Genomic DNA, 13,024 nt, shown 5'->3' on the forward strand with positions numbered 1-13,024 from the left:
CAACGGGAGGCTTTTAGCGGCTAGAGCTTAAGCGTCAGCTGCTGTTCCTGGGCAAAGCCCTTTAGCCACGACGCGCGCATCGCAGGATGGTGGTAAGGGCAGTCATACACCCGTAGCCCTTTCCGGGCGGCGTCAGTACCGGCTATTTGAACGGCAGTATGGGGGTTATTGAATTGCCGCCTATCTGCTGGTTTCAAAGAAGTTCGAGATTGCGCCATTGGCTATCGGTCCCCGAAGAACAGATCTATCAGACAGTAGCATCACGAATAGAGCATTTTTTTCCACAAAAACGGAGGTTTTAATCTTCTGTGCTTGAAATAGCCGAATGGAAGTGTGGCTCAACCAAAAAGTTAACGAATGGCGCGATTTTTTGCCAACCAATTGGCGGGCTTTATGTCAATTCGTAGCGGGCTCGTCCGTCCAGTTCGCAGCTCTGATCCACGCGATGAAGTCCTGAGTGGATTGTCCGCTTTGAACACGTAGTTGTTCCAGCTTGCCGTATAAGTGTTCAGACATTTCGTCGTCATCGTCAAAGTCGACGCGGTATTCAGTATCTAAGCGGTATTCATCGAGCAAGGTGTTGATAAATCGGCGGGCTTGCCAGGTATCAAGGTCTGTCTCTCCACGCCCCCCCATCAGATACTCCCCCGTTCGCCACCCAACTGGAGCCCATGATGCTCGGTTTAGGTCCAGGGTGAGCCCGTAGTAGTCCGGAGCATTCACCTCGCTCTCATCGAAGTATGCCCAGTACACACGGCCTAAACCTGGGTGCTCTGCGCCAATTACAACGAACCCTGTAGGGTCCCTCAATCCTTCATCCATCGGCGCCTCCTAATTTATAGCGATTTCCTAACCAGGTTGGGGGAAACGATGAGCTGTTCCCCCAACACCGACAGCTACCCGAATGGGCCGAAAATTTAAGCCCCTGTATTCAGAGTTGCGGTGGATCGGTATCTGGATATTCATCCGGGCCTGGAGCTGGCTGCGGCCGCGATTCGGGTCTGTTGGTCTGTTGCGAATTCTGATTTTGCGAAGGCGCCAGATTCACCATGGTCACGCGGTGTGGCAGCATGCCGACTCGGCTGGCCTGGATTTTCAAAGCTTCGAATTCACCTTCGTCGTTCTTCCAACGGTCCATGACGGCGCGACCGGATACCAGCACTCGCATTCCTTTCTGGAACAGTTGCGAGTAATGCTCGGCGTCCTTGTGCCACCACTCCACATTCGCCCAAAAACCGCCACGATCTTCGTAGCCGCCTTTGCCATCCGGAATCGAATTGTCGAAGTAAACGTTGGCTCGCATGAGTCGACGTGGGTCTTTATTGCCGTTGGGGAATTCTTTGAATTCCGGTGCAGAACCGATATTGCCTTCCCAGCCTTGTACGGGCGTGCCCATGAGTGTTCTCCGAGGTTATTGGTGTTGCGTTGGATTGTTGAGCTGCTGCAGGCGAGCGGTATACACGGCCTCTGCCTGGCCCATTTTTTCTGCGCACTCGGCGGCCTGTTTGGTGATCGAGTGCAGCAAACTCATTTGCATGTTCAAGGTGATGCGCTGCAGCTCCATCACGTAAAGATCCTGCAGCATGGATTCCGGTGTTCTGGGTGACCCCATCATTTCTGCCCAAACCCCGACGCCCATGCGCCGATCTGTCACCTGCTGCCATCTCAAAAACTGGGTACCGGCTTGGGTGTTCTGCTCAGTCAATCGCACTGGAACAAGGGTGAATGGATATCGACGGGCTTGGCTCAGTACTTCCTGGGCAAGAGCTTTTAGGTCCGATTCTTGAGCTCGGCAAAGATCGGCAAATTGGGTCAGCTCCCCCTTACCTTTAAAAGGCTTTAAAAGGCCTTTTAGTGAGGCGGCCTGTTGCAGTCGCTGAAAGGCTTCCTGTTGCAGTGGCCGGAAGGCGGCCTGTTGCAGCGACCCATCATTGGAGGGAATCTGGCCCATGCTCTTTAACCCTCAACGGAGTCATCGAGATGATCATCCGTCTCGGTTTGCTGCTGACCGCGGATGATCGGTGGAGCGAAATTCGAACGGCGGGTGCCTTCCAGGATGTCCTGTGGCAGCTCACCGTAGCGCTCGTACATTTTGTGGGCTGCTTCAGCTTTGGCATTGTTTGCGGCAAAGTCGTCGCGAGCAGCGCCTGAGTATTTATAAATCTGGGCCAGGCCAAACAGTCTCCGCAGTACCGCTGCGCCTTCATCAATCCAGGTTTCCATATCGTGCCGGCCGACAAGGCCAACGTGCTGGGCCAGCAAAATGCGTCTGACAATTTCGTCGTAGTTCGTCAGCAGGTACACGGCCTGAAATCCGAGGGGATTGGAGATGTACAGCGGGAGGCTGACAGGCTGGATCGACAGGTTTTCGCTAATGCTGATGGCCGGCGGAAGGGAGGCCATGGCTGTGTCCAGGCGATCTTCGATGGTCTTTAACGCTTCCTTGGAATCGTTGATCTTCTCTTCGAGGAGGATCATCCACCAGTCAGAGTAGGGATCATCCTGTTGGGCGCCACGAGACATCCGATTGACGACAGTGCAGAACCCTGACAGACCGATGATGCCGGCTTTGAGGTCATTTTTAGGGCGCCCCATCCATATACGAGCGGCGTGGTGAGTGTGAAGGGTGAGCTTCACATCGCTGCGCAGTGAACCGATGTTGAGCCGGAAGTTATCAGCCATGGTGCAGTGTTTCCTTGGGAAGAGGATTGACGTACCCATGCTGCAATTTGGCTATAGGAGACGCAGCATTAAATGCGTAGCCCGATGGAAGGGGATTTGTTGATGCTTCTATATATAGGAAGAGATGTAACTCGCCTGTGAGCTGATGACCTCCACTGATGCCGGACCCTGTTGGTGTGTTGCGGGCCGCAACACTTACATGGCTGCCACCATCGATGCCGGATTCTGCCGGGGTGATGCGGGCCGCATCACCTGTATTGCTGCCGGCACCGATATCTGATCCTGCTGAGGTGGTGCGGGCCGCACCACTTGCATGGCTTCCACCATCGATGCCGGACCCTGCCGAGGTGGTGCGGGCCGCACCACTTACATGGCTGCCACCATCGATGCCGGATTCTGCCGGGGTGGTGCGAGCCGCATCATCTGTATCGTTGCCGGCATCGATATCGGATCCTGCTGAGGTGGTGCGGGCCGCACCACTTGCATGGCTGCCGCCATCGATGCCGGATCCTGACAAGGTGTTGTGGGCCACAACACTTGCTGTGTCGCCGGTCCAGATTCCGGCCACGGCCGCTGTGCTGTGGGCCGCGTTACCTCGATGACCTCGTTGTCCGCCTAACATCACGGATGTGTACCCCGATTAGGCTTCAGCAGATGCAACATTCCGCTGAGTGTGTGTTTTGCGGTTTGTATCGACTCAGGGCTACGGGGCTGAGTTACCGTCTTCGTCGGCTGCTCTGTGCCCTCTGGCGGCGCTGAAGCTTCTTGACGCTCGTGACTCGCTTTTGCCTTGTCGTCAGGGTTCCATTGACTGTTGAAATCTCCGCGAACGGCCATTCCGACGAGTGTCATCAAGTAACCCAGCGGGTTACGGACACCTCCCGAGTCACAGCGGTGGACCCATTGTTTGATCAGCGCCGGTTTCAACTCTGCTGGAACCTTTTGCAGCGCCATGACCGCGTTCTGTTTTTGCTCGACCGGTAGACGATGCAGTGCACCGAGTAAATCGGCAGCCATGTCGTTTGGTGTGGGCGGTACATGTACAGAGCTTTTACAAACATCTTTGTGTGTATCTGTATACGTACTATATGAGTTCGGATGCCGAACTAAGCCCGAACTCAGTGATTTACGGCTGAGTTCGGCATCCGAACTCTGCTCCAAAGCGATTCGCTCTTCGCCTTTTTCACTGAGTTCGGTATCCGAACTCAGTGGAGATAGAGCTATATTTTGCTGAGTTCGGATTCCGAACTCAGTCGCTTTAAGTACGACGGGCGCCTGCGCTTTGGTCCAGGCCTGGCTATTCATGCGGGATTCGATGATGTCCAGCCTGCTAGGTAAGCGTTGGCCAACATCAGGATCAGATGCAAATTCCTTCCAGGCAATTTCTGCCACTTCGCGAATCACCTTGGTCTGGTGCTGCATTGACTGCGCGAGTAGCTGCAAGTAGTCCTTGTCGAACTCTAGAGCTTCGGCCGGTGTGACCGGTTCGTCATGAAGCAGGTAGACGTTGCCTTGCACTTGTCCACTCAGATCATTGCGCACCCGTCGCCCCAGGCTAAGCCAACGGGTAAGCCGTAGGGTCACTAATGCTTTTGATACAGTTTCACGTGAAGCAGGCCTACCGGGTTGCATACCCAAATATGGCCGCAGTTGGTCATAGGTAGGGAACGCCGTAAGGCCGTCGTCGTTGATCAGTAGGCGAAATACCTGCCAGGTGTTTCTTTCAAGCGGGGTTAAGCGATCATCCAAAAGCAATCGGCGAGGTACCGTTTCGTGTGGGTTCCCGCTGAAAATAATTCCGGAGTAGGGGGAAGACCCTTCAATCCCCGGAGGCGCCGACTCTTTTTTCTGAAGCAAATGAGCTTCAAGGTGACCCGAGGCCGAGTCTAAAAGCGTCGACAAGGGGAGCCGAGACAACCTCATAATACAGAGTCACCTTCCACCGATGTCGCTGCAGGCTGTGCAAGTCGTTGAGAAGACACAAGCTGTAGCCTTCTCGGAAGGCCAGGGTTTGCTGGAGGGTAAAGCCCTTCCTTTATCCAGGACTGAATGCGATGCCAGATGATGGCCAGGCTGAGGTTCTCGTGGGTTTCATCTGGGCTAGTATCCTGTGGAGCATTGAGTTCCTCGGCGACTAACATGGCGATGTCCAGCAACGCGAGACTGTCGCCAAGCTCTACCTGATGCTCTTGCATTAGGTGCGTCCATCGGTACCAAAGCTGAGCGTCCATCTCCTCACTGAATTCGCGCCAACGGCCACGACGTGCCGTCACGCCGATCATGAGGCGTTGAAGGGCCACATCCTGCGGAGACAGCCCGAAGAACTGTTGCAGCATTTGAGTGGTCGCGCCAAGTCGCAGCGCACGTTCAATCATGCGCACTTCTTCATCAGAACGCTGCGCGCCTGACAGTAGTTTTTTTACCATGTCCCCATCAATGGTGACGTTGCACCAAGACACGGGAGTGTTAAGCAGCAAGCTCAGTACTGAAGGTTGTTGGAGCTGAGCCAATATCTCTGGCTCCAGGCCCATTTCGATGCAGCGCCGAAGTTGGCCATTTCGCATGTGATGAAGCACCTGTGACAGGATTGCTTCATTTATTGGTGTCTTGGACATGACGACTCCCCCTTGTAGAGTCCGTGTGTTAACTGGCTGAATTCGGACCGTTGTTGGCGACTGACTGGATTTCCAGATCAATCAAACGTCTTGCGAGACGAATAATGCGGAACAGCTTCACTAAAGCGCCGTCGCTGAGACGGCATTCACTTTCAGGGGGCTGATCTTTTGTGTGAGGCTGGCCCAGTAAGATCTGGCCCAGCCCGGCTGCGAACTCGAAGTCAGCCAAAGCGTCAATTTGAAGCTCGGGTTGCTGCTGAATCATTTTCAGTACGATGGTCATTGAGCCGCTCAAAGACTGGAGCAGCGTCAAGGTATGTTGGGCTGTGGCAGTAATTTCGACTTCCGCTTCGGGGTGTCGGTAGCTGAACCCGACGCCACCATCGATATCGATAAATTGACCTGGGGCTTTGACCGAGCTGGCTATTTCGCGAGCCAATTGAGCAATGTGCTGACGCAGGGTTGCGGTATTGTCTATTTCGCGTTCGATGTACCAAAGGTCAGAAATGGGATTGAGTCCGCCCGCTTGAACAGGTATGGCCACCAAGGCATTGGAGGCGAAGTCGGGCAAGACCTCACCGTCAAGCGCAGCGAGCTCCCGTTTCATCTTGTCGACTCTGGGAGAAGTCTTCACAGGACTCGCAATGTGCCCATCGATACGTGCTTGGCGTTCTTGTGGGCTCATTTGCTCCCGCGGAGTAGGGGCCAGTTGCTGTTGGACCCCTTGAGGTGAAGGACTCTCTTTGGAGGGCGTCGTCTTATGTGTGCTGCCCCCCGAAGGAGCAGGGGGTAGTTGTAGAGGGTTCTGATTAGCCTCAATGCCATTGTTTGAGGCGTTAAGTTGAGTCCCCCCCTCAAATTGCGATGCAGGGTACTGTGGCAGCTCAAGAACCGGCGTAGAGCGGCGCAACTGGTCCTGGTTCTGAGTGATTTCCAGCAGTATCTTTTCGTAACCGAGATTTAAAGGCTTTTTGAGCTGATCAATTAGTTCGTCCTGGAATCGCTGGAACAGAAACTCTTCTGCATCGCCCTCAAACTGGGACAATACATCTTGAAAAATTGTCTCAAATTCTAGAATCGGCCCATTTTCTTGCGTTTGGTAATTGCGCTCCCAGCACTGCAAGGCGCTCTTTCTCAAAGAAAGAATCTTCGAAACTCGGTCTACACCTAGTCCGGAATACAGCACCGTAGGAATTGCAGGAAGCAGGTAGCGGATGGCGTCCTGCATTCGGCTTATGTGCGTATGAGAGATAGGGTAGCCATCTGCGCTGAGCCGCCGTGAAAGCTCACGCAATGAGATAGATTCCCCTGCCTCTGTTTCATATAGCGCTCTCGCTTTGTCGACCCCAATAGCCCGCTCAATGAATAGGAGCTGGCCTTGCAGGTCGTTTTCAGCCAAGTGGCCGGTGAGCGAGATGATTTCGCCCCGAACGGCGTCCCAGGGGCGAAATAGGCAGTGAAACTTGAAGTACTTCTCGTCGCCGGTCTCACGATACAACTCGTTTAAAATTGCCAGACGAGTGTTACCGCCGTTGCGGATCCGGTACTTATCTTCCCCAGGTTTGCGGGTTACGGGAGGTGGCGTATCGAGACCCCGATTTCGTATCGACTCTTTAATTTCATCGTACTTCGGGTTACGAGTCGTCCTTGGGTTTTCGTCATACGGCAGCGTTTCGTCGAGGGTCAACAGCATGGGTGTATCGACGATGGGGTCACTCATCCGCGCTGCCACTGGCGACTTCGATTCAAACGCCGGCAGCAACAGCTTATCTTTCATGGTCTGGGCCAAAGACGGTTTCATACTCTGGCTCCTGGCTGCGCGTAAGCCGGGCTTGCCGCCAAAAGCTGGTCAATGATTTTTAAAGCACGATCAAGAGCGGCTTCAAGTTCGGCAGTTGTTTCCAGCCGATAAACAATTTCTGAGTTCATCGACCTGGCGTTGTCACGTGCTTCCAACGCGATGCGTTCGCGCATCCCGTCGGGAAGGCGAATAACGAATTTTTCTTCATGCAGACGCTTTGGTTTGTTACTCATGGTGGGCTCCGATGCCTAGGGTAGAAAGTGTGTTCAGCGACGTTTCAACTGATCAGTGAGTTGGGTAGGTAACCCCTTGATGACTAATGAATTGGACGCCTCGTCGTACTCGATCTTGTCCCCTAGCAGATGCGCTTCAAAACTGATGGACAAGCCTTCGGCACGGCCGGTGAACCGACGGAATTGGTTGAGAGTGCGTTTATCCAGGGGGATTTCCGGCGACAGGCCGTAGTCCTTATTGCGGATATGGTCGTAGAACGCCTTGGGCCGATCTTCATCGATCAGGCCCGAGAGTTCCTCCAGGCCCATGGGTTCACCGAGCTTGGCCTGGCTGGTGGCGTAGTCCACCAGGGCCTTGGTTTTCTCGCGGGCCGATTCGTCTGGCAGGTCTTCGTTTTCAACGAAGTCGCTGAACGCCTTGAGGAGGGTGCGGGTTTCGCCCGGGCCGTCGACGCCTTCCATGCAACCAATGAAGTCGCTGAAATACCCCGAGATCTTCTTACCGTTCTTGCCTTTGATGTACGAGATGTACTGCTTGGACTGTTTGTTGTTCTGCCACTCGGACAGGTTGATACGCGCCGCCAGGTACAGCTGGCCAACGTCCAGGTGGCGTGAAGGAGTGACGTCCAGATCTTCAGTGACCACCACGCCTTCACTGTGATGGAGCAGGGCAACAGTTAGGTAGTCGGTCATGCCTTGCTGGTAATGGGCAAACAGTACGTGGCCACCGGTGGAGAGGTTGGATTCTTCCATCAGCTTTTGCAGATGCTCGACCGCCGTGTGGCTGAAGGCGGTGAAGTCCTGGCCACCTTCAAAGTACTGCTTTAACCAGCCGCTAAACGGGTGCGCGCCGGACTCGGCATGGAAGAAACCCCAGGCCTTGCCTTGTTTGGCGTTATAGCTCTCGTTGAGTTCGGCAAGCATGTTCTCGATGGCGACCGATTCGGATAGCTCCGAATCGCGTGCCTGGAGGACAGCTGGTGTGCCATCGGGTTTTTTGTCGATCAGGTGGACGATGCAATGACGGATAGGCATTAGATTGCCTCCTGCGAATGTAGGGTTTGAGCTCGATCAGCACGACGAATACGGGCTTTGGCATTAAGGCCTGAGCGGTAATCGCTTGCGGTTGATGAGGTGTAAATCGATCCAAGGCCAGACTTGGTGAACTTGATGTGGCCACCTTGAGTGCGAGACACCGTCCAGCCATTCGCTTCAGCAAACTTCACGAGTACACGAAGGCTCTCGCTTTTTCCGCGTAGGAGATTGGTGGTCATAGCTCTGCATCCCTGGCTGCCAGAACGTTACCGGTCTGGATCGCGATGATTTCAGCCTGGTCGCCAGGAAACTTGGTACCGAGCTCATGCAAAAAGTGACGCGTAGCCTCACGTGCTCCAGGGACGCGGAACACCACGCTGCAGTGCTGAACTTCCGCGGGGTGTTGCAGGTGAGACATGACGGCCACTTTCAGCGAGCAGCACTGGAGGTAGCGGGGCACCCAAACCGACCAGAAGTAACTGGATAGCAAGGCGCCCGCGCAGAGCAGTTCAACGGTAATTGTTGCGCTGGGCGTGTTGGTCAGCTCGACGTAGCCGAGCTTCTCAAACTCCAACAGATCCTCACGCATGCTCATTGGGACCACGGTGCTGTGGTCACGAGCAAGGCGGCCGATCGCTTGAGCTAATGCGTCGAGCTCCACTGGGTTTATCCCAGATTTATGGGCATGAGCCACGGCAGAGGCTTCGAACACGGCACCGGCATGGATACTAGGAAATAGCTCGGCGCTACTGTGCATCCGACACCTCCTGAAGTTCCTCGATGTCATAGCTATTGCAAGTAGGGCAAATAAGCTCGTCCACTTCACCGCCGGGTAAGGCTGGAGCGCCACTCACTTGGTGTTTTGGGTGGTGGCTATCGCATTGAAGGCACCAGTGAGTGATGCGGACGAGAGTATTCATCGCTGAGGTGTGCTTTTTCATATTTGAGCCCCTTGCCAGCCGGCGTTAGGACTGAGGTTGGCAAACCGGGTCTGATTGGCGATGAAGGCTGTTCGTACGGTCCCAGTTGGGCCGTTACGCGCCTTGCCGAGAATGATTTCTGCAATGCCTTTGTGTTCGCTCTGAGGGTGGTACACCTCGTCCCGGTAGACGAACATAATCAGGTCCGCGTCCTGTTCAATCGCACCGCTATCACGCAGGTCTGCGTTGATCGGACGCTTATTTGGCCGACGCTCCAGTTCTCGGTTGAGCTGGGAAAGCGCAACCACCGGGCAATTCATCTCTTTCGCCAGGGCCTTGAGGGATTGGGATATAGCGCTGATCTCGTTGGCTCTGTTTTCCTGACCTGGGCAGCGCATGAGCTGCAGGTAATCGATCAGGATCAAGCTCGGGTGCCCGAAGCGACGAGCTGCTCGACGAGATTTGGCTCTGATTACTGCAGGCGTGAGCGCTGATGAGTCGTCGATGACCAGGCGCTCGCCATAGCCATTGATACGAGAAACCGCTGCAGTCAGCTTCGGCCAATCATCATCATCGAGCTTGCCCTTCAATAGCCTGCCCAGATCGATATGGCCTAGGATGCCCATCAATCGATACATCAATGCTTTGGCCGGCATTTCCATGCTGAAAACCTGAACTGTACGATCAAGCTTTGCCTGCAGAGCCGTATCTATGAAGTTCAAAGCCAGAGAGGTCTTCCCCATAGACGGGCGCGCGCCGAGGATGATCAGGTCGGCTTCTTGAAAACCCGACGTCAGCTCGTCCAGATCCTCCAGGCCTGAAGGCAGGCCGGTCACGGTGATATTGCCGTTGAAATGTTCGTCTATTTGTTCGACGACATTCGTCAGGCACTGGTTGATATTGACGAATTCCGTTGCGCTCTTGCCCTCACCCAGAGCGAACAGTTGCTGTTCAATTGATTCTTGAACATCCTCCGCACTTGCCAACGGGTCTGTCGCCTCGCGAGAGCATTGGTATCCAAGGGACATGAGCTGTCTGAGCCGAGAGCGATTACGCACGATGGATGCGTAATGCTCGATGTTGGCTACAGACGGCGTGTTTTTGGCCAGCTCGCCTAGATAGCCCAGCCCTCCGGCTTCGTCTGGCTCCTCCAGCGCGTTGTGGACGGTGACGATGTCGAACGGAATCGACTTGTCAGCAAGGCTTGCCATTGTCCGGAACAGCAACCGATGGTCGTGTCGAAAAAAATCAGAGGCATCCAGTTTGTCCGCGACGAGATCCCAGGTGTTGTTGTCGAGCAGTAGCCCACCTAACACACCTTGTTCAGCCTCTACGGAGTAGGGCGGTGAGAGGTCAAGGTGATTCATTTCCCTGACTCCTGACCTATCTGAAGAAAACCACTCCCGTTGCGTGCCCCCAGGGCTTTGACCATGTCGACTTCAACCTTCGCTGAATTGATCATGACCTGAGCAACCTCCGCTACCGCTTTAGCCCGTTCAATTTCCATTGGTTTTTCCGGGTCCAGGAGGCTCTCGATCGCGACGAACAGGTGATTACGTAGATCTTCAATCTTGTTCTTCATTTTCAACCTCCCGGATGGTGCGTTTGAGTTTGCCGATAGCGCGTATTGCGGATTTCAGCTCTTCCGGATACCGATGAATGGTGTTACGACGCATGCGTTCTGCCCTCGTCAGCAACTCCAGGTTATTCAGAGCTATATGGGCCTTGTTGCCGTCCTTGAAGCACACGCACATGTTTAAAGGGACTGGTCCGTGATGCTCCTCCCAGAGCAGTACGTGCACCGCTTTCCAGTCAACGGGTGGATAACCGGTATCGGTGATTTTCTTCTGCAGATAGCCGTCAGGAGTCGTGCGCAGGCTGCCAACAGGGAGCCAGTTCCCTGGTTTATTCCCTGCCTTAAACTGCGTTTGAGTCATGCGGCCAGAGGAGGGGAGCCCCTTGAGGCCCTTATTCCACGGGACAAAACCCTTGGGAAAGCGGAATTCAGCGCCCAACTTGCCGTCAAGCCGGCCACAGAGACTACTGCGAAGAAACTCGGTGCTTTTGCTCAAACCCAGCCGTTTGGCTTTGGCATAGACCTGATAGACGCTGAGCCCCAATTCGGCGGCTAGGACATGAGTCGGTTCATCGGGATAACGGGCAATGAGCGTGCGCTCTTCTGCCTCACTCCAAACATGGTGTTTGTGAACCGGGGTAAGCCCAAGCTGGGATCTGGCTTGTTCCAGCGCCGCCATGGCCAAAGGTGAAAGCGAATGAGTTCTCATTGGCTCCCCCCATGCCCAAGGGCTCCTTGTGACTGCTGTCCAACACCACGATGCAGCCTGGCATTCTTGCCCTGGTCCCATCCCGCTTGCAGAGAGCGGGTGTCATGACCTTTGGCTTCGATGGGCTTGATAATGGCTAGTGTTAGTTTTGGATGGTGCCATTCCAGGTAGGCTTGGATCTCCAGCGCAGTGTTTTCGTCTATCCCGCCTGCAAACTGGTTCACCTTAGAGGCGACGGCATTGAGCCAGCCCTCTGCAAACAGTTGGCCACGGTGACGTTTGGTTTTCAGTTGGCAGCGCTTCTGCTGGGCAACATGAGCTCGTCGGGCTGCCACAAGCTGGTGATGCAGCGTTGAATAGGTGTGAGCTTCCAGCTCGGGTGAAATACCTTTCCCCAAGAACTTGAAGCACCAGCCAAGTAACGGATTGAAATACGCCAAGTGGCTGCAATCGAAGGCTTGGGAGCAGATTGAAGCCAGGTTGTGCAGCCAGTCCTGCGGTGCCCGACGGGTTTTGGTACCCACAATGGCTTCTTCGATTGTATGGGCAGCGACTTCGGTGTGTTCCAGGTTGTACTGCTTCATCAAATGGCGCGCTTGGCGAAGTGCAATTTCCACTTCGTTTGGGGCAGCGCCTTGTGATTTGGCCAGCGCCATGAGTTTGGCGACCTTGCTGAGGACTTTTTGCTTGTCCATTAGTCGTCCCCTCCCTGTTGAAGGCGGGGGGAGAGCGCCTCTGACCACAGGCGAAGTGTTTCTTCCTCATCAGCAGAGAGGTGAGTGTGGGCAAGACAGTCCGCAACCTTCTGTTTTAAGGCGTCAAGACGGTTTTGAACACTCGAGCCATCGTCGTAAGCAATCTCTTGCTCAACAGTTTGCACAACGTCATTACGCAGAGAGAGAACCGTGCTTATCCAAAAGGCACTTGGGCTGGTCCAGCCAATAAGCTTTCGAGTTCTGGCAGGCGATAGGTAATCACGGAGCCTGAGATTGAACTCCCTTGGGGAATAACCATTCCTGAAAACGTCTGCGCGATTGAGCGTCAGCGCTGTTTTAAGAATATCCAGGAGAGGGTCCAAAGCCGTTGACTCAGGAACAAAAGGTTCTAGATATGTTTCAGCTACCAGGCGTTTGGCTTCGGCATATCGACTTTGCTGACGGCGTTTGGCTTGGCTTTCGTCGCGGCCGCGCTTTTCCTTCGCGTGCTTAATGTTCGAGTTCACTGACTCGATAAGCTTCGCGGCGTCCTGCAAAAGCTGAAGCTGTTCAACGCTCAACTGAGCGCCAATCCGACCGGGTAAATGGCAACCGCTTGTCAGTGCTCGGATTTCTCGTGCGGTTCCACTGAGCTTGGCTTGCAAGCTGCGCAATTGCTGAGCGCTGTAGTACTTGCCAACCTCTAGAATGAGATCTGCAGTAATACTGCGGGCGTCGGTAATGGAGGGCTTCGCCAT

Annotated in this window: 18 protein-coding genes; all 18 read right to left on the bottom strand. The window is 54.5% G+C overall.

Annotated features, from left to right (window positions below; translation table 11 throughout):
• Nucleotides 1–20: 20 nt before the first annotated feature.
• The 18 genes from J1G33_RS00525 to J1G33_RS00610 all read right to left on the bottom strand — a co-directional run bounded on the left by J1G33_RS00525 (nt 21) and on the right by J1G33_RS00610 (nt 13,024).
• Complete coding sequence (locus tag J1G33_RS00525) at nt 21–218, bottom strand: CrpP family ICE-associated protein (RefSeq protein WP_223017560.1); 198 nt, start codon at nt 216–218, stop codon at nt 21–23.
• 178 nt (nt 219–396) lie between these two features.
• Complete coding sequence (locus J1G33_RS00530; protein ID WP_223017561.1) at nt 397–822, bottom strand: hypothetical protein; 426 nt, start codon at nt 820–822, stop codon at nt 397–399.
• 109 nt (nt 823–931) lie between these two features.
• Complete coding sequence (locus J1G33_RS00535) at nt 932–1,396, bottom strand: single-stranded DNA-binding protein (protein WP_223017562.1); 465 nt, start codon at nt 1,394–1,396, stop codon at nt 932–934.
• Between the two features lie 15 nt (nt 1,397–1,411).
• Nucleotides 1,412–1,951 (bottom strand): DUF3158 family protein, encoded by a 540-nt coding sequence (locus J1G33_RS00540; RefSeq protein ID WP_223017563.1) that lies wholly within the window; start codon nt 1,949–1,951, stop codon nt 1,412–1,414.
• Between the two features lie 5 nt (nt 1,952–1,956).
• Nucleotides 1,957–2,682, bottom strand: coding sequence for a PFL_4669 family integrating conjugative element protein (locus tag J1G33_RS00545; protein ID WP_223017564.1), 726 nt, complete (start codon nt 2,680–2,682; stop codon nt 1,957–1,959).
• Entirely contained in the window at nt 2,675–3,250 is a 576-nt protein-coding gene (locus J1G33_RS00550) for a hypothetical protein (RefSeq protein ID WP_223017565.1), read from the bottom strand. The genes J1G33_RS00545 and J1G33_RS00550 overlap by 8 nt, the downstream gene beginning before the upstream one ends.
• 53 nt (nt 3,251–3,303) lie before the next feature.
• Nucleotides 3,304–4,605 (bottom strand): STY4528 family pathogenicity island replication protein, encoded by a 1,302-nt coding sequence (locus J1G33_RS00555; RefSeq protein ID WP_223017566.1) that lies wholly within the window; start codon nt 4,603–4,605, stop codon nt 3,304–3,306.
• Nucleotides 4,602–5,297, bottom strand: a complete 696-nt coding sequence (locus tag J1G33_RS00560) for a DUF2857 domain-containing protein (RefSeq protein WP_008437329.1) — start codon at nt 5,295–5,297, stop codon at nt 4,602–4,604. The genes J1G33_RS00555 and J1G33_RS00560 overlap by 4 nt, the downstream gene beginning before the upstream one ends.
• 28 nt (nt 5,298–5,325) lie before the next feature.
• Entirely contained in the window at nt 5,326–7,098 is a 1,773-nt protein-coding gene (locus J1G33_RS00565; RefSeq protein ID WP_223017567.1) for a ParB family protein, read from the bottom strand.
• Nucleotides 7,095–7,331 (bottom strand): Arc family DNA-binding protein, encoded by a 237-nt coding sequence (locus tag J1G33_RS28045; RefSeq protein WP_223017568.1) that lies wholly within the window; start codon nt 7,329–7,331, stop codon nt 7,095–7,097. Before J1G33_RS28045 ends, J1G33_RS00565 begins: the two co-directional genes overlap by 4 nt.
• Before the next feature lie 33 nt (nt 7,332–7,364).
• The gene (yejK, locus tag J1G33_RS00575; protein ID WP_223017569.1) at nt 7,365–8,366 is read right to left on the bottom strand and encodes a nucleoid-associated protein YejK; all 1,002 of its coding nucleotides are present in this window, start codon (nt 8,364–8,366) and stop codon (nt 7,365–7,367) included.
• Nucleotides 8,366–8,605 carry a type II toxin-antitoxin system HicA family toxin gene (locus J1G33_RS00580; RefSeq protein WP_008437325.1) on the bottom strand — a complete coding sequence of 80 codons (240 nt, stop codon included), beginning with the start codon at nt 8,603–8,605 and terminating at the stop codon, nt 8,366–8,368. The genes yejK and J1G33_RS00580 overlap by 1 nt, the downstream gene beginning before the upstream one ends.
• Nucleotides 8,602–9,123: a hypothetical protein gene (locus J1G33_RS00585; protein ID WP_122365579.1), complete on the bottom strand. Its 522-nt coding sequence runs from the start codon at nt 9,121–9,123 to the stop codon at nt 8,602–8,604. Before J1G33_RS00585 ends, J1G33_RS00580 begins: the two co-directional genes overlap by 4 nt.
• 180 nt (nt 9,124–9,303) lie before the next feature.
• Nucleotides 9,304–10,653, bottom strand: coding sequence for a replicative DNA helicase (gene dnaB, locus J1G33_RS00590; protein ID WP_122365581.1), 1,350 nt, complete (start codon nt 10,651–10,653; stop codon nt 9,304–9,306).
• A complete protein-coding gene (locus J1G33_RS00595; RefSeq protein ID WP_032877851.1) occupies nt 10,650–10,868 on the bottom strand; it encodes a hypothetical protein in 219 nt (72 codons plus the stop codon). Before J1G33_RS00595 ends, dnaB begins: the two co-directional genes overlap by 4 nt.
• Nucleotides 10,852–11,571: an HNH endonuclease signature motif containing protein gene (locus J1G33_RS00600; RefSeq protein ID WP_223017570.1), complete on the bottom strand. Its 720-nt coding sequence runs from the start codon at nt 11,569–11,571 to the stop codon at nt 10,852–10,854. Before J1G33_RS00600 ends, J1G33_RS00595 begins: the two co-directional genes overlap by 17 nt.
• Nucleotides 11,568–12,266: a DUF2786 domain-containing protein gene (locus J1G33_RS00605; protein WP_223017571.1), complete on the bottom strand. Its 699-nt coding sequence runs from the start codon at nt 12,264–12,266 to the stop codon at nt 11,568–11,570. Before J1G33_RS00605 ends, J1G33_RS00600 begins: the two co-directional genes overlap by 4 nt.
• The gene (locus J1G33_RS00610) at nt 12,266–13,024 is read right to left on the bottom strand and encodes a hypothetical protein (protein ID WP_223017572.1); all 759 of its coding nucleotides are present in this window, start codon (nt 13,022–13,024) and stop codon (nt 12,266–12,268) included. Before J1G33_RS00610 ends, J1G33_RS00605 begins: the two co-directional genes overlap by 1 nt.

The sequence above is a fragment of the Pseudomonas sp. P867 genome, assembly GCF_019891455.1.
Classification (GTDB): Bacteria; Pseudomonadota; Gammaproteobacteria; order Pseudomonadales; family Pseudomonadaceae; genus Aquipseudomonas; species Aquipseudomonas synxantha_A.